21 protein-coding genes are annotated in these 16,146 nt (G+C 38.1%); all 21 read right to left on the bottom strand.

Annotated elements, in window-relative coordinates; all coding sequences use genetic code 11:
• Nucleotide 1: 1 nt before the first annotated feature.
• The 21 genes from ACZ47N_RS12005 to ACZ47N_RS11905 all read right to left on the bottom strand — a co-directional run bounded on the left by ACZ47N_RS12005 (nucleotide 2) and on the right by ACZ47N_RS11905 (nucleotide 16,039).
• Nucleotides 2-2,194, bottom strand: coding sequence for a DUF5693 family protein (locus ACZ47N_RS12005; RefSeq protein ID WP_464886782.1), 2,193 nt, complete (start codon nucleotides 2,192-2,194; stop codon nucleotides 2-4).
• Between the two features lie 120 nt (nucleotides 2,195-2,314).
• A complete protein-coding gene (locus tag ACZ47N_RS12000) occupies nucleotides 2,315-2,677 on the bottom strand; it encodes a type II toxin-antitoxin system PemK/MazF family toxin (RefSeq protein ID WP_464886781.1) in 363 nt (120 codons plus the stop codon).
• A complete protein-coding gene (locus tag ACZ47N_RS11995) occupies nucleotides 2,656-2,946 on the bottom strand; it encodes a CopG family ribbon-helix-helix protein (protein WP_464886780.1) in 291 nt (96 codons plus the stop codon). The genes ACZ47N_RS12000 and ACZ47N_RS11995 overlap by 22 nt, the downstream gene beginning before the upstream one ends.
• A 75-nt stretch (nucleotides 2,947-3,021) precedes the next feature.
• Nucleotides 3,022-4,584, bottom strand: a complete 1,563-nt coding sequence (alr, locus tag ACZ47N_RS11990) for an alanine racemase (RefSeq protein WP_464886779.1) — start codon at nucleotides 4,582-4,584, stop codon at nucleotides 3,022-3,024.
• Nucleotides 4,585-4,651: 67 nt separating this feature from the next.
• The gene (locus tag ACZ47N_RS11985; RefSeq protein WP_464886778.1) at nucleotides 4,652-5,269 is read right to left on the bottom strand and encodes a hypothetical protein; all 618 of its coding nucleotides are present in this window, start codon (nucleotides 5,267-5,269) and stop codon (nucleotides 4,652-4,654) included.
• Between the two features lie 24 nt (nucleotides 5,270-5,293).
• Nucleotides 5,294-7,132 carry a complex I subunit 5 family protein gene (locus tag ACZ47N_RS11980; protein WP_464886777.1) on the bottom strand — a complete coding sequence of 613 codons (1,839 nt, stop codon included), beginning with the start codon at nucleotides 7,130-7,132 and terminating at the stop codon, nucleotides 5,294-5,296.
• 30 nt (nucleotides 7,133-7,162) lie between these two features.
• On the bottom strand, nucleotides 7,163-9,244 hold the full coding sequence (locus ACZ47N_RS11975) for a complex I subunit 5 family protein (protein ID WP_464886776.1): 2,082 nt from the start codon (nucleotides 9,242-9,244) through the stop codon (nucleotides 7,163-7,165).
• A gap of 60 nt (nucleotides 9,245-9,304) precedes the next feature.
• Nucleotides 9,305-10,789 carry a complex I subunit 5 family protein gene (locus tag ACZ47N_RS11970; protein WP_464886775.1) on the bottom strand — a complete coding sequence of 495 codons (1,485 nt, stop codon included), beginning with the start codon at nucleotides 10,787-10,789 and terminating at the stop codon, nucleotides 9,305-9,307.
• Entirely contained in the window at nucleotides 10,782-11,162 is a 381-nt protein-coding gene (locus tag ACZ47N_RS11965; protein WP_464886774.1) for a cation:proton antiporter subunit C, read from the bottom strand. Before ACZ47N_RS11965 ends, ACZ47N_RS11970 begins: the two co-directional genes overlap by 8 nt.
• Nucleotide 11,163: 1 nt before the next feature.
• A complete protein-coding gene (locus ACZ47N_RS11960; RefSeq protein ID WP_464886773.1) occupies nucleotides 11,164-11,592 on the bottom strand; it encodes an MnhB domain-containing protein in 429 nt (142 codons plus the stop codon).
• Nucleotides 11,585-11,890: a hydrogen gas-evolving membrane-bound hydrogenase subunit E gene (gene mbhE / locus ACZ47N_RS11955; protein WP_464886772.1), complete on the bottom strand. Its 306-nt coding sequence runs from the start codon at nucleotides 11,888-11,890 to the stop codon at nucleotides 11,585-11,587. Before mbhE ends, ACZ47N_RS11960 begins: the two co-directional genes overlap by 8 nt.
• A complete protein-coding gene (locus tag ACZ47N_RS11950) occupies nucleotides 11,887-12,126 on the bottom strand; it encodes a hydrogenase subunit MbhD domain-containing protein (protein WP_464886771.1) in 240 nt (79 codons plus the stop codon). The genes mbhE and ACZ47N_RS11950 overlap by 4 nt, the downstream gene beginning before the upstream one ends.
• Nucleotides 12,127-12,133: 7 nt before the next feature.
• A complete protein-coding gene (gene mnhG, locus ACZ47N_RS11945; protein WP_464886770.1) occupies nucleotides 12,134-12,451 on the bottom strand; it encodes a monovalent cation/H(+) antiporter subunit G in 318 nt (105 codons plus the stop codon).
• A gap of 12 nt (nucleotides 12,452-12,463) precedes the next feature.
• Entirely contained in the window at nucleotides 12,464-12,730 is a 267-nt protein-coding gene (locus ACZ47N_RS11940; protein ID WP_464886769.1) for an MrpF/PhaF family protein, read from the bottom strand.
• The gene (locus ACZ47N_RS11935; RefSeq protein ID WP_464886768.1) at nucleotides 12,724-13,233 is read right to left on the bottom strand and encodes a Na+/H+ antiporter subunit E; all 510 of its coding nucleotides are present in this window, start codon (nucleotides 13,231-13,233) and stop codon (nucleotides 12,724-12,726) included. The genes ACZ47N_RS11940 and ACZ47N_RS11935 overlap by 7 nt, the downstream gene beginning before the upstream one ends.
• Before the next feature lie 175 nt (nucleotides 13,234-13,408).
• The gene (locus ACZ47N_RS11930) at nucleotides 13,409-13,810 is read right to left on the bottom strand and encodes a hypothetical protein (protein WP_464886767.1); all 402 of its coding nucleotides are present in this window, start codon (nucleotides 13,808-13,810) and stop codon (nucleotides 13,409-13,411) included.
• Between the two features lie 14 nt (nucleotides 13,811-13,824).
• On the bottom strand, nucleotides 13,825-14,178 hold the full coding sequence (locus tag ACZ47N_RS11925; RefSeq protein WP_464886766.1) for a hypothetical protein: 354 nt from the start codon (nucleotides 14,176-14,178) through the stop codon (nucleotides 13,825-13,827).
• A gap of 9 nt (nucleotides 14,179-14,187) precedes the next feature.
• Entirely contained in the window at nucleotides 14,188-14,355 is a 168-nt protein-coding gene (locus ACZ47N_RS11920; RefSeq protein WP_464886765.1) for a hypothetical protein, read from the bottom strand.
• A gap of 317 nt (nucleotides 14,356-14,672) precedes the next feature.
• Entirely contained in the window at nucleotides 14,673-15,164 is a 492-nt protein-coding gene (locus ACZ47N_RS11915) for a CBS domain-containing protein (protein ID WP_464886764.1), read from the bottom strand.
• A gap of 35 nt (nucleotides 15,165-15,199) precedes the next feature.
• Nucleotides 15,200-15,718 (bottom strand): dCTP deaminase, encoded by a 519-nt coding sequence (gene dcd / locus ACZ47N_RS11910; protein ID WP_464886763.1) that lies wholly within the window; start codon nucleotides 15,716-15,718, stop codon nucleotides 15,200-15,202.
• Nucleotides 15,719-15,760: 42 nt separating this feature from the next.
• Entirely contained in the window at nucleotides 15,761-16,039 is a 279-nt protein-coding gene (locus ACZ47N_RS11905) for a hypothetical protein (protein WP_464886762.1), read from the bottom strand.
• Nucleotides 16,040-16,146 lie beyond the last annotated feature (107 nt).

Below are 16,146 nucleotides of genomic sequence, written 5' to 3'. Positions count from 1 at the left end.
CTCATGATTGAATCTCCGTGGAATTCGAATCATCCCATAGCGGTTGAATCCAGCGACCATATGCATATACAATAAGGCTCAGCATCGCCAAATACATCAGAAAAAACGGAATGGCAGCTAATAATGAATAGATCGTTCGAATAGCAGAAACGTAAACTGGCGTTCTTAAATGACTAAATGTGTTGACAACTGAAGTTTGTCCAATCACCGCTGCCATTCCAACTAAAAACAACAATGATTTAAGGCGCAGCGATGCGATATATACTCCAATCATAAGTGCTGGAAATGCCACTGTAAATTCTTTAGTCCGCGGCCTTACCAAAAGTGTTTCTTCCAGAAAATTACGAACCATCATTTCTATTTCCATGGGCTGCATATTGCCTTCATGCCCTGTTCTAGCCATATAGATATATCCAGCAATCATTACAAATCCAAGCACTGCAATATAAATAATTTTAATATTCTCCATCAGCAGAGTACGCACTTCGTGAAGTCTAATACGAGGGTTTGTAAAATTCTCTTCTTGGCGTTTATATCCAAAGTAAAACATAAACTGGACTCCAAAAATAGCAATTGGGATTAGTTGTCCTATCTTAACCCCTCGAAAGATATCCATTTCCAGTAGGTACCGAACATCGGATAAGGCTGCTGCTACAATCATTGCGCCTACGGAAGAAATTAATGTTACCTTTAGCATCAGGATCACGCCTTCAAGGGCAGATCGAATAAATTGTAAAGGTTCTTTTTTCATAAAAAAATGTTTTGTTGTTTCGCAAAACACTTGCATCCCAAGGGAAGGAAAAACCACCGCAGCCGACAAGGCTAGGATTTTCTCTCCTAATTCTGGCTGTTTAAACAAAATAACTGCCATCATCCCTATGGCTAATATCAATAAGCTGATCCAGAACAAGTTTGCCAACGGAAAAAGTTTTTTGAGCAACAAGATACCACCAGCCATTGTTCCAATTAACATAAACATCATCCAAATAGGCTCTGGGTGATGCGCTGGAAAAGTGGAAGCAGTTCCTAGAACCATCCCATGTCTGGAAATCCTCTCTTCAAATCGTTGAAAAATCCTTTCATATTCCTCTGCATCCGTAATGTATATATTAGGATTTTCCATAAAAGGTTTAAAATAGATTAATCGTATATTTCGTTCTGTAACCGCTCTATACAAAGTATTTTCAATTTCTTCCGCACCTTCATAATGGTAAAACTGATATCGCTGCTGAATAAACGGCCACACATTAAACACTCGAACTGCTTTTGACTTCATTCCAGCCGCCAACTCATCAAATCCGTCTAATTCAAGGTGTTCCCGTTGAAATGATGTTTCAATCATAGCCAATCTGATATCGTTTTGAAGCAAATACTGTTCCAACACTTTAATGGACTCATCTGCATATCCGGGCATTTGCTTGCCTGAATAAAAAATAGCACTTGGGCGAATTTCAAAATATTCCAAATCATCCATTAGGGCATTAATATATTTTTCACCAGTCCACTCTTTATATCCATGGGGTCTTGGCATCACTTGGAGGCCAGATTCTTTAATGGTCCTAATTTTTTCTGGATCAAACCCTAAACTCAACCTATTTAACTGAGACGAATGCACTCGTTGTTCCCACATATAACTTCGTCCATCTGTATCTTCTAACTGCTGTGGCTCATTAAAAACCGCATCATTCACTGACCCATGAATGACAATAGCATATTCATCCTTATCTTCTAGAATTGTAAAACGTTCTTCCTCGTATCTGCTTATCAGACCATCTGAAATTCGTTGATATAATTCTTTTTCTTCTGTCAACACCACCACATCATAATCTTCAATTCCTGTTTCTGCATGGTAGCTGATTAAGGATTCAGGAACAAATTCTTCCCAGTTCCACTCCCGAAGGATATTTCTTCCCACCTCAACACTAAGCGGTTGTAGCTCTTGACGCAATAAACCTAAACTTTCCTCTTCCAATACTACATGTGTAGCACCCAAAGATTTGAATTTTTTCAACCACCATTCAAAACTCTTATCCGATTGATCTGCTAATTCTTTTGTCTCATAATAGTCGATAAAAACCTCAACCTGTTTATGACTTGACTCAAGATTCATCCTTTGTACCAAAAGAACGCTGCTAGATAAAATAGCTATCGCAATGAATATAAGAAGTGTTTTATCAAATGTCCATTTTTTCATTAAAGTTTATTCCTTTCTTTGGTAACAAGCTCAAAAGCAGGCAGGAAATGTATGAGCGCCTACACTCCTGCCTGCTTTTGAGCCTCGTTATCCTTATGTACGTATATGGGTAGCTATGTATTAAAAATCCATCAATCCTAAACTAATCATAAGCGCCTGATTCACGTCCGTCATGGCGTATTCATCCATCCGACCCAAACGTTGCTGCAATCTTTTTTTATCCAAGGTTCTAATTTGCTCCAGTAAAATAACCGAGTCTTTGGCCAGTCCATAATCTGGAGCCTTCACTTCAATATGTGTTGGAAGCTTTGCTTTGTTTATTTGGGTCGTAATAGCGGCCACCACTACCGTTGGACTATAGCGATTCCCAATATTGTTTTGAACTATTAGTACAGGTCGAATCCCACCCTGTTCGGATCCGACCGCTGGGCTTAAATCTGCGTAGTATATTTCTCCTCTTTTTACCATGGCACCTCTTTCCATTCTGGCATCTCATCTTCATAATTTCGGAGCAGCGCATATTCAATACAAAGTCCGATTTCTGCCAAAGCTAGGTTGATGTTCCCCATCTCCTCATATCCATTCTTCATTTTTTCATACATCAATACCTTGTTCTTTTCACAAATAAAGAATTGCATAGCTTCCTTAATGATTTGATTTCTGTTTTTATTCTCTTTTTGCCCGTAATAATCCAACTCACGGATCATATTTTCAGGCAAATGAATTTTCAAAAACTGTTCCGGTTTCTTCATGGCGCACCTCCGGACCGAAAAGTAATTTGTTACCGCATATTATACCCGAAGGGTCTACCTGCTGTCAACGATGCTTTAAAGAAGATCATCCCGATGTTGAATCACTAAACCATTTTCAATATACAGACGTGGAACACGCCTACTCACCATACAGGTGATTTCGTAGTTAATCGTATCTAGTTTACGAGCCACATCATCCACTGTATCGCCATATTCATCTTCTGTTGCATACAAGGTTACCTCTTCGCCACGGTGAACACTCAGGCCAGTTACATCCACCATACATTGATCCATGCAAATTCTCCCTACCACTGGACATTTATGGCCTCGTACCATGACTTCTGCTTTTTCACCTAGTAGCCTACTATACCCATCTGCATATCCAATTGGCAAAGTGGCTATTTTCATTTTTTTGCTCGCTCTAAACGTCAATCCATAGCTAACGCCAGTTCCTTCTTCGATTTCTTTTACATGAGCAATTCTAGTCTTAAGGGACATGACTCTTTTGAGCTTAAAGGTTCCATGATTTACCTCATTCGAAGGATATAAGCCATACATCATAATTCCTGCTCTCACCATGTCTAAATGAGTTTCGGGCATATCGATAATGGCGGCACTATTAGCCATATGTTTCATAGGAATTTGAATATCTCTATTTTCCATCTCACGACAGAACTCATTAAACTTATTGATCTGCCTTCTGGTTTCATCCTTGTTTTCATCATCTGCCGCTGCAAAATGGGTATAAATACCTTCCACTACAAGATTTGGCAATCCAGTGATGTTTTTAATCTCCTCTAAAGATTGTATCGTTGGCTGAAATCCAAGCCGTGACATACCTGTATCCAGTTTGATATGTATTAATGCTTCTTTTTTTCTATCAACCGCCTTTTGAGATATAATCTGGGCTTGGTCCATCGTATATGTAGTTAGCTGCAATTCCTTTTCTACAGCTTCTTGAACCAGTTCATCCGGTGTATAGCCCAAAATTAGAATCGGCTTTTCACATCCATTATGCCGTAGCTCTAGTGCTTCTGTTAAAGTTGCAACTGCAAATCTATCAATGCCACAACGCTCTAAATGCGATGCCATGTTAACAGAACCATGACCATATCCGTTGGCTTTTATCACGGCACATATGGTTGTTTCCGTTGGAATATTTTTTCTTATTTCTTGAATATTATGGGATAAATGATCTAGGTAAACCTCTGCCCAAACTGGTCTTTTAAGCTGTTCCGATTGCATCTTTTTTTCCTCCTTATTCTCATTGATTTCTCCAATGGCAAAAGCCATCGCACTATCGGAGCTGTGAGTAATGCTAACATGAATTTGCTTAATCGATTTCAAAATTGCCACTTCTTTAGCTTTTCCTGCCAATACCACCTTCGGCGCACCTTCTGAACTTTTTAAAATTTGTATTTCTTTCCAGCTTACTTTCCCAATTCCCGTTTCCAATACTTTCGCTACTGCTTCTTTTGCAGAAAAAATTCCTGCAATGGTTTCAGCTCGATTTCCTTTTTCTTCGCATTGTTGCCTTTCTGTGGTAGTCATGATTCTATGGATGAATTTTCTGTTTTTTTCAATGGCTTTTTTTATCCTGGCTATTTCAACCAAATCCACACCTGTTGATGAAATCATTTAATTACTCCTGTTCTACCTGCTTTTGGGCTGTATCTCAACCTCGGACCTTGGGTTCCTGCAATGACTATTTCTTGTAGTGAATCTGATGATCCAACTCTTCCATCTGTGAAGGTCCCAATAGAGAATGCAAAAAGTGATAATACATGTACATTTTTTCTTCGGCTTCCTCTTTTTTTTCTCTTAAGCGATTCAGCTCTTCTCTCAATATCTTTATTTCTTTTTCCCGTTTTTGATGTTCTCGATCTTCATGTATCAATTGACTAGCAGCATTTGCTACCGTAGCTTCCAAAAGTTGAAAGTTTACTTCCTGAATCAAGGATGGCATTTCTTCTTTTTTAGCATATAAAGATTCCAGTTTTCTTGTGGTTTCCTGCAAACCATTTTTTGCTTTATTCATTTCTTTATCCGATCCATATTGATTATTTTGATTTAACTGATAGGACATTTCCAAAACGTGTTGAGTCATTGCAGATTTTTCTTTCTTCATTTGTTGGATCTCAACTTCAAGTTGTTTTTCTTCCTTTAAAATCTGACTTAATTCTTGACTCAACGAATTTATTTTTCGATCTTTAAAGTGTGATGCCATGGTTTTCCATGCCGAATCTTTAATTAAAATGGGGACCTTGTTTTTTTTAAGCAATTCCCTATCTAATTCTATGTCTGGTTTTTTGTTAAAAAACATGCCATCACCCTACCATTTCTCCCTTTATATAAATAGCCTAGAAACCACTAGCATCGCCATAATAATTGTAAGCAATATGGCATAGATCAACGTATCACCAAAAATGATCGGTTTTTCATAACGCTGTACACAAAAATCTGGGAATTTTTCGCATACAGTATTAACAGGTGAATAAATGTATCTTTCGGCGCTGGCCCAGCTAGGCAACTTAAGGTGGAATAGATGGAATTTCATGCCAATTAAAAACATGGCTATTCCAAGTCCATAGACTATCACCATCCCACTTAAGTCTTTCCAATTCCAAAAGTTCATGTCCATTAGATAGTTCGATATAAATTCAGGATCATAAGAAAAAGCCAATGCCGCTGGTATTAAGGCCGTATCCATCATCCAATTAGGGGCCACACCAAAGAATATGATTAATACAGCTAAGACTCCCATAGGTGCATTCATACTTATAGGGTCTTTTATCTTTAAAGGCTCATTGTCTTTGTTTTTTCTAAGAAAAATAAAGTAGAAAAACTTTATAAAAGAACATACTGTCCCAGCACTAACAACGGTAAAAATCCATTCTGCATATTCAAAAGAAGGATGCCCATACATAAAGGCTTCTTCGATGGCATGATGCAAAACTGTTTTGCTAGCATATCCATTGAACAGTGGCATACCTGTTATCCCAAGAACAGCAACTAAACATAATCCTGCTGTAATTGGCATTTTTTTCCAGAGGCTACCCATCCGATACATATTGGTTTCACCAGTTTGATAATAGACAGCTCCCGCTACCATAAATAGTAACACTTTAAAAAGAGAATGGTTCAATGTATGATACATACTGCCTACAAAACCCATAGGACCAATATATCCTAAATAAGCCGCTACCCCAGCGCCCATAATAATATATCCCATTTGAGAAACACTATGGTACGCCAACATTTTCTTCGTGCTGCCCTGCTGTAGGGCCATAAATACCCCTACTACCATTGTTAAAATACCAAGCCAAATAACCACAAACCCTATATTTCGAGAAACTTCCCAGAGCATTGGATAAAACTGTAGTCCTTGGCTGGCATCCACTGAAAACGTCACCGCTATCACTTTTAATATCCCATAAGCGCCAACTTTAATTAACACCCCTGAGGAAAGAGCAATCACTGCAATAGGTGCTCCATCGTACACCCGCGGCATCCAGAAATGAAATGGTGCCATACCTGCTTTTATCCCAAATCCAGTGATCAAAAAAAACGCTATAAAATACTTAATGTAACCCAACTCACTAAAACGAACAGCCAAATGCGTCCACTCAAAGGTTCCTGTATAGGCTGACAACATCAAAATGCCACTAAGAATCATCAGACCACCAATAATTCCCATATATAAATACACAAAGCCTGCCTCTAGCTGCTCTTCACCACGGTGGTATACCATTAATGCGTAAGAAGCAAAGGTCATAATTTCAAAAAACAAGAAAAAACTCAATAAGTCACCAGCCAAAAGGGTTCCAATAGTAGCTATATAGGTAACCGTGTAGAAAATATAATTGATGTCTTCACGACTAAAGTAACCAATAACAAGCCATAATAATCCAGCAAGTATAAGTAAAGGAAAGTTTAGTAAATCAATTTTGAAAAAGATTCCCGTTTCAAATACTCCAGCAATATTATAAACAATTGGCTCTCTTAAAACTTCTGGAAACGTAAGTAAGAATAAAAAGGTTGTCATCAAAATATAGAGCTTTACAAGCATTCTTCGAAGGTGTCTTTCTTTACTCCCCACTAAGGGAATCACAATAACCTCCATGGCAACAAATGTAATAAATAAAAACGGAAGACCGATTTGAATAATAACGCGTGCCAGGTTCACAAAGTTGGCTCCTTTCTTAAGGCAACTGATTTACCTAATAAAAATCGTTAGGAAAAACAGTGTCACCACTAAAATTGTTGCATAAATGTATACATCCGCATTGGTAGTTTTCACATCATACTCATCTGTAATTCTTTTTGATGCATTCATCACCATTTTTGATAGCGGTTTGTACATGACAAATTCAAAGTCCATCCACTTAGGCATATGCAAATGAAATAAATCGAATTTTTTTCCTGCAAAAAAAATTCCAAATCCAAGTAAATATACGGGAATCATCCCAGTCATATCTTTATAATTAAAAAAATTCATATCCACTAAATAGCTCTCAATAAAGTATGCGTCATAGGTAAAGACCTTCGCTGCTGGAATAATGAATTGATCCATGGCATAGTTTGGTGCTAGGCCTATCCCAATAATTAAGATTCCAAGCCCACCCATGGCCATTTGCATCATACCATTCCCACTTTTAGATAGGTTTTGATGCTCATTTGGACATTTTCCCAGGAAGACATAAGAAAACATTTTAATAAATGAACACACAGTCCCAGCACTTACAATGGTAAAAATTACTTCTGCATATTTAAAAGAATAGTGACCGTACTCATAGGCTTCATCAATGGCATGATGCAACAAAGATTTGCTAGCAAATCCATTGAAACCTGGCATTCCTGTGATACCAAGAGCCGCAATCAAACAAACCAATGCTGTAAAGGGCATCTGTCGCCAGAGACCTCCCAGCTTATACATATTTTTTTCATGTGTCTTTAGGTACACTACTCCAGCTACCATAAAGAGAAGTGCTTTAAACAAGGCGTGATTCACTGTATGATAAATACTCCCTGCAAAACCCATTGCACCAATGTATCCCAGATAAGAGGCTACACCTACGCCCATAATAATATATCCCATTTGGCTAATGCTATGGTATGCTAGCATCTTTTTCATATCCCCTTGCTGCAGAGCCATGAAAACACCCACTGCCATAGTAGCAATCCCTATCCATATAATAATAGCACCCATGTTTTTTGACAGCAACCATAGCGGATCATCTGCACCTGTAATCATATGAGCAGCCGGCATAAAAAAACTAGTTGTAATCCTTAAAAGGCCATAGGCCCCTATTTTAATCAATAATCCAGATAACAAAGCCGACGCCGGAGTAGGTGCCACTGGATGAGCCTTAGGAAGCCATATATGTAGCGGCAGCATTCCTGCTTTAATCCCAAAACCAATGACAAAAAGAAAAGATATGATGTACTGAAGCCAACCAGTATCGCTCAATTCCAGTGCAAGAAATACAAAATCAAGGTGATTCGTATTGAAAAGTAATAAGAGCATCCCTACTAGTACGGCTAATCCACCACCTACACCCATGAAAATATAGTTATTCCCAGCTAAAATAGAGTCTGTAGTTTGATTGTGTGCCACCAACAAATAGGAACTAAAGGTCATAATTTCAAAGAATAGAAACATAGTCAAAATATCGCCAGCCATCACAGTTCCCATAACACCACTAAAGGTAATGGCTTTAAAAAGGTAAAAACGTTCCCGATGATTTTCCGTCAACATGTATTCATGGGCATAAATGCTCACCATAAGCCATAAAATGCCTGCTGTACTTAACATGATGTAGCTGAGCATATCCACATTAAAATGCAGTCCATATCCAAAAACACCTGGAATTACATTCTGGATTCCACCATCCACCACTTGGGGATACATGAGAAGGATCACCAGAAAAGTTGCAAATGAAGTGAATACAACCGTAACGTCTCGGAGGTTGTCGGATCGTTTCCCTATATAGGCTTCTATTGGCCCTCCTAGAAAAGGAAGAAAGAGAGCTAATAAAGGCAAGTACGGAAAGTGAATAGCCGCTTCTAGTAATGGAAGAGATCGGTTGCATGCCCCGATGAAACGACAAAAAGGGTCCCCTTCCTTGTATCCAGTTGTCATCACGACAAAAAGAGTGATTAAAACCAAGGAAATCACAAACATAACAATGCAACTCACACAAAAATAATCCCGCGAAATGTTATGATACCATTTATTTAGGGGTTTTCCCTTGGAGTTATTTTCCATTCCTTTTTCACTTTGACTAGAGATGCTCATTTTCCATACGCCTCCATATGACATAGTCCTTATACGATTCAAATGAATAAATCGGTACTCCTAAAAAAATGTAGGGATTGCTCTCTCAATAAAAGTCATAATCAACTGTGGAAAAAATCCAATTAGAATGCAAAGACCTGCGATAATAGACATAGGAATTGTCATGCTCTTTGGTACATCATCCACTATCATCACATTTTCTCGATCTGCACTCTCCTTTAAAAAGGCACTGATGATAATTGGCAGGTAGTACACCGCATTAAGAAAACTGCTTAAAAGGATCACCAACAAAATCATTGGCCTTCCAGCATCCAGCACCGCCAGGCTTAAATACCACTTACTCATAAACCCGTTAATTCCAGGTATTCCAATCATTCCAAGTGCACCAATGGTGAAAACTACCATGCTTACGGGCATCTGATATCCGATTCCTGCAAAGTATCGAATATCCCGTTTCCCAGTTTGGTAGATAATGGCACCCGCACTTAAAAACAGGGCAGATTTCATCAATGCATGCGTGACCACATGAAATAATGCCACCGATAACCCTAATTCTGTTGCTAAACCAATCCCTAACACGATATACCCTATTTGAGCAACACTAGAATAGGCCAAAATTCTTTTCATATCCTTTTGTCCAATAGCAAAAACGGATCCCATAATCATCCCTACCATAGCAAAATAGGTAAGAAACAATGGGATATCCAGCTGTGTAACAATATCAAATCCAATCACCCGGTAAATCATTTTAATCATAGCAAATAAATATATTTTTACCACTAGTCCTGAAAGTAAGGCACTAGAGGGAGTTGGAGCAGTGGAGTGAGCATCTGGAAGCCATGTATGTAACGGAAACACAGCCGCTTTTATGCCAAATCCTGTCAAAATAAAACCCAATGCTATCAATATGTTTCGAGGATAAATATGCCAAACTTCCTGAATAATTTCATAGTTAATGCTCATATTGAGGTTTCCCGTAACCATGTATAAAAAAGCAATCCCCATCAGAATAGATACAGATCCAATCGTCCCTAACATCAAGTATTTCATACTCGCTAGCAAATTTTCTTTTTTACGCTTAATTGAGACAATACCACAAGAAGTCAATGATAATATTTCCATAAAAACATATAAATTGAACAAGTCATTGGTCAGAATCATGCCGATCATGGAGAACATTAACAGAAAAACTAAGGTGTAATACCCAGGAACTAAGTGGGGGTATATTTCATGTTCTACGTCTCGATAGGAATAGAAAACAATCAACGTGGATAAAATCATGACCAAGGCAACCATCACAGCTGAAAATTCATCCACCACAAATTCGACACCGATCATTGGATCCCGAAGGCCAAAGTGGTACACATAAGCACCAGACTGAAGCACCCTAATCACAGTTGCTACGGAAAGCATCGTAGCCACCACCAAAGAGTATGTCATAAAAATCTTAATTTCGAGATTTGATAGCCTAGTAGCAAGTGGAATGGTTAAAGCCATTGCCAACAGCAGCAGTAAAACATACACCGGCAGATGCATACTAATCATTGGCTTCATCACTCCTTATCTGCATTATCTCATCCAGCTCAATCGTTCCATACGCATTGTATATTTTAATAATCATACTGAGGCCATATACCGTAATACTGACGGCTACCACAATACCTGTCAAAATCAATGCAGAGGGAAGCGGGTTCACATATTGAATGGCATCATTTCCTTGCATATGAAGGATCGGTGCATGACCACTCTGAATAAACCCAATAGAAACAAAAAATAGGAATACGGATGTTTCCATGATATTTATCCCAATAATCTTTTTAATCAGATTGGGATGTGTTAATACTGTATAGAGGCCGATGACAAAAAGAAAAGACGAACCTATGTAATTGATGTTATGAAGAAAAAATTGAATTTCCACACTAATGCTCCTCTTCTTCGATCATGGTATGAAATAATGTGATCATGGTGCTCCCAACTTTTATTCCGATGGCCAAGGTGATGAATGGAATAAATCCACCACTAAAAATATCTCCTGCTTCACCCATATAAAAACCTGCGGTTTTATTGGTCAGGAAAACATACCCAGCAAAAATACCAACTAATCCAATCAAAATATACAACATAATAGCGCCGCTTTCCAACCATTTGGAAGTTGAATGTGGCATCTTTGCATTACCCTTTTCAGATCCAAAAGCCAAGGTGTAGAGTATAATGCTTGCGCCTAAAATAGCTCCTCCTGGAAAGCCTCCCCCTGGAGATAAGTGACCATGAAAAATCACAAAAAGACCGTATATTTGAATAAATGGAATAATCATACGACTTATGTTTCGAACAATCAAATCATCCATGATGAGAATCCTCCTCTCTAGGATCAGGATCTTTTCCGACTAATACGGTCAAAACAGCTGCAATGGATGTAAACAATACAGTTGCCTCTCCCAGTGTATCCAACGCACGATAATCCATAATAATAACGGCTACTACATTTGGAGAATGTGTATCTTCCAAAGCTTCATCCAGATAATACCCGGCCACTTCATTATAGGAAGGATTTTCTACATTCCCCATGGGTGGCATCTGCATATAACTTGAAATCATAATGAAAAGCAGGCCCCCAAGGGCTGTAAACATAATCCATTTTTTCATTTTTCCATCCTCCTGGTCCTGCTTATTACCGCAATAAACATAATAGTCGTAACACCAGCGCCAATGGCAGCCTCTGTCATCGCAACATCTGGAGATCTTAAAAGTAACCAAAGTACAGCCATAATCAAGCTATAAGAAGCAAAAATAATCACCGCACTTAATAAGTCTTTTGTTTTTTCTACTGCAATTGCACAGGCAATCAAAAATACAATCAGAATCACATTCAATATTTGCATCTCCTGATCACCCTTTCTTAATTATTTTATGAGACCTCGGAATATCTTGATGCGTATTATAGGCAGCCTTTGATATAATATGTGCCGCTGTTGGATTTGTAATCCAAATAAATATTAAAATAACAAATAATTTTATTGTGATGATCTGAATACCAGTATGGATCATCATTGCAACTAAAATCAAACCAGCTCCCAGGGTGTCACATTTGGTAGTGGCGTGCATTCGGGAGAAGGCTTCTGGCAATCGCACCAAACCTACGGTTCCCACCATGAAAAAAAAGCATCCTCCCAAAAGAAATAATATGATTAATCCATTTTGCAGCATAAGACACTCTCCTTATCCTAGTTTCCCTCTCTCTATGTACTTTGAAACACAAATCGTTGCAATAAAGCCCATCATAGCATAAATAAGAGCCACATCTACAAAGGATTCTTGCCCGATAATAATTGACATCAGAACAATCAACATGGCTACTTTAGTAGTAATAACATTGATAGCCACTACTCGATCTACAGCAGTTGGACCAGCATAAGCTCTGTACAAACAAAAAAATGTCATTACGGCCAGAAAAATGGACGTTGCAATAAAAGCATTTGTTAACATTCCGAGTCCTCCTGTTTCTTAATCCACTCCTCAATAAAACTTTCTTTCATAGCCTCTGCTGCGTCTGTTGTCAATGCGTGAATAATAAAACCATCTTCTACAATATCAACCGTAAGGGTGCCTGGCGTTAAAGTAACCGAGTTCCCAAAGATTACTTTGTTCATGTCATTTTTCAACATCATGGGAACTTTAATAAAGTGTGGCTGTATCGGCATTTTAGGATCCAGAACAATTCTAGCTACATCTATATTGGCCTTAAAAATTTCCACCACCAACACGCCAATAAATTGAATCATATTCCATAAATGCTTTATTTGATAAAGAGGCATCTCCGTATCGCCAAATAAGATTTCCTTTGAGTAAAGCATTACCAACGTACTTAAAACAATCCCCAAAAGAATGGTTTGTACTCCAATTCCTGGCGAAAGAACCATCCAAAACAAAAACAACAGAATTCCAGGAATAATATATTTTTTGGTTTCTGCTCCCTTGTCTTTTGTCATCAAAGCACCTCTCCCTATCAAACTTTTTTCTTTTATTCCGTAGTCTAGTATACCATAGTTGCAAAGGCTTTAGAAATAAATTCTCCAAGACAAATATCCTTTTCTGATCTCTTAATTGAATAAGAGTCAGAATTTTACTCACTCCGACTCCTTCAATTTTAAAACTATTCGATTTTCAATATCGGGGTTCTATTGCTTTTGAACCACCTAGTTTTTTAATTCCAATCCACGTGAAACAGGCCAGTGCTGCAATGGTACCTAACTTACCTCCAACTCCAGCGTATGCATTTCCTGATGCAATAAAAAGAAGTCCTGCAATAAGGGATACAAATGCCATTTCTTTAAGGTTGGCAACGTTCTTTTGAGCGACCATGCCCGCATAGCTGGCTGTTGTAGCAACAACCGCCAATCCACTAACTTCAATCATGTTTTCCGTTTCCAAGTATCGAAAAAGAATTCCAGATATTAGCACCACTATAGCAGAACCAAAAACGCCTCCTTTCCCCATAATTACAGCAATATAATAAGCTGCCATACCCGCAATAGCCGAAACAATAAGTATGATCATATTCTCCATAATTTCCCTCTCCCTTATACAAATAAATTCGAAACAAATCTTGTGATTTGAGCTGCTAAAGCTGCCGTGGTTCCTCCTTTTCCCCCAATCCCTGCATAAATCTCAGCCGTTAATGAAATAATAATCCCTACAATAAGACCTCCCAATAACGCTATCCCAAAACTTGGTAATACATTTAATCCAGACATCCCTACAAAGGATGATGTATAAGCTGCTCCTGCAAGGGCTCCCGGCAGCAACACCGCAGCAATTACACCTATTATTCCATTGGCAATAATAGGGCCATAACCCATTTCATGGTTGATAAACCAAGTCACGCTGGTTGCAATCATGCATGTTATTATAATATGCGCTTTTGCTTTATTCATTTCAACCACCTATCCTTTCAATTCCTCAAAGTGTCCTTTTAGCCCAATACCTGCTAAAACTAATATTACTAGAGATACAATTACATCCAGTATAAGTTCCTGACGCAAAATATTTGTAATTAGCATCAAATAACCTGTTGAAACAAACAATCCAAACCCAATCATTTTTCTTGTCATCGTCTTTCCTCCCATCAAAATTATTTATGCTTATTGTATTACTTTGTTAAATAAATGTCCAGAACTATTGTTAATTTTTAGATTGATTGATTAATTCGGACAACAGGGTGATCTATATCCCAATTGTCTTGACCTCACAACTATTTATGCATAAAAAAGACGCTTCGCGTCTTGTTAGTTGGAAAGTTGGTTAGTTGGAAAGGAAAAGCAAAGTCAAAGTCACAAAATAATCCACCAGTTAAATGCGCATGCTATTTCCTTAGCCATAAAAAAAGTACCCTCTCTATTATGGAGGGTACTCTTTTTTTCTAATAATTCTATCCTTCAACTGCATAAGCACGTATAATATCTCTTCTCGTTACAATTCCAACTAATTGATCCTTTTTCGTAACTGGTACCCGATTAATATTCTTTCTTGTCATTACAGTTGCAATATCTTCTACCGTATCCTCTACATCTACCGTAATAACGTCTTTAGTCATGATTTCCTTCACACGATAACCTACCATTTTGTGTATCTGTTCTTCCATTTTTTTCGTATTATCGAAAAAAATGTAACTATCCAATATAGTAAAATACCTTGGTATTTCAAGTTTTTTGCTGCGATATATCAAATCTCCCTCTGTTACAATTCCCACCACATGCATCTCTTCATCCACAACAGGTAATCCACTTACATTGTTGTCCATCAGCATTTGAATAATCTGATCTACTGTTTGATCTTCGGTTGCAGTCATCACTTCCGTAACCATGATATCTTTTGCTTTCAATTCATCTGGAATGATTGTTGATTGTTTTTCTTTTTCCATCAAAACCCCTCCCATCAAAGTCTGTAATGCCATCTTTATTCAAAGTCTTCGTATAACTTGCTGGCTTGTATACCCGTGTTTCCTTGGTATTTACCACTTATATAAGGATCGTATTCGCCTTCAATGGTATGGTAATAAATCTGACAAATCTCTACGTTAGGATAAATCTTTATAGGATGGATGCAAAACATTTCCAAAGTCCAGTACCCACAAAAACCTACGTCCCCAAATCCCGCTGTCACGTGGATAAATAACCCAAGTCTCCCAATAGAAGATCGTCCTTCCAACATCGGTACAAGACCAAAGGTTTTGGTGTGCTCCTGGATTCTTCCCAAATATAACCTGTTTGGTTGGAGAAGAAGCCCTTCTTCTGGTATGCGTATTTTTTTCGTTGGATTCGATCGTTTCATATCTAAAACGTCCACATCATAGGTAAGTAGTTCGTTATGCAGTTTTAAATTATAACTATTTGGATTTAGCTGTTTTTCATTGAAAGGTTCAATAAAGATATCCGTCCCTACCCTTTTTTTAATTTCCCGTCCTGACAATATCATTGCTTTCCCACCTTAAAAAGGAGTCTGTACAGACTCCTTAGTTTATCTTTCTTTCTTTCCTGCCATCTGCTGGCTATTGCAAAATTCCATGTAGCTGCAAAGAGCATTATAAAAAGCTTCTGTTTTTTCAGGCGATCCGATGAGTTCCAAAAGGCTATCTTTGAAGTTTTGATCTTCCAGCTGGCTTCTTTGCATCTTGTCAAGGCTAATATCCATGGTTGTTTCTACCCAATCTGCCCTAGATATGACTTCGCGAATTTCAAGTTCTGTTTCCAACCCTATGTCTTTCAAGTACACTCCAAAGCCTTCATGGTTCATCATCCAAACCTCCTCCACTCCATCTTTCTTCCCCAAACATCTTTTCAGTGAAGTAAATACCCAATAATTCAGAATATAATCAAAGAGTCCTCTTGGATATTACGCTAGAT

The organism is Tindallia texcoconensis, from assembly GCF_055383815.1.
The sequence above is the reverse complement of the archived record's forward strand: the minus strand, read 5'-3'. Positions and strand labels throughout refer to the sequence as shown.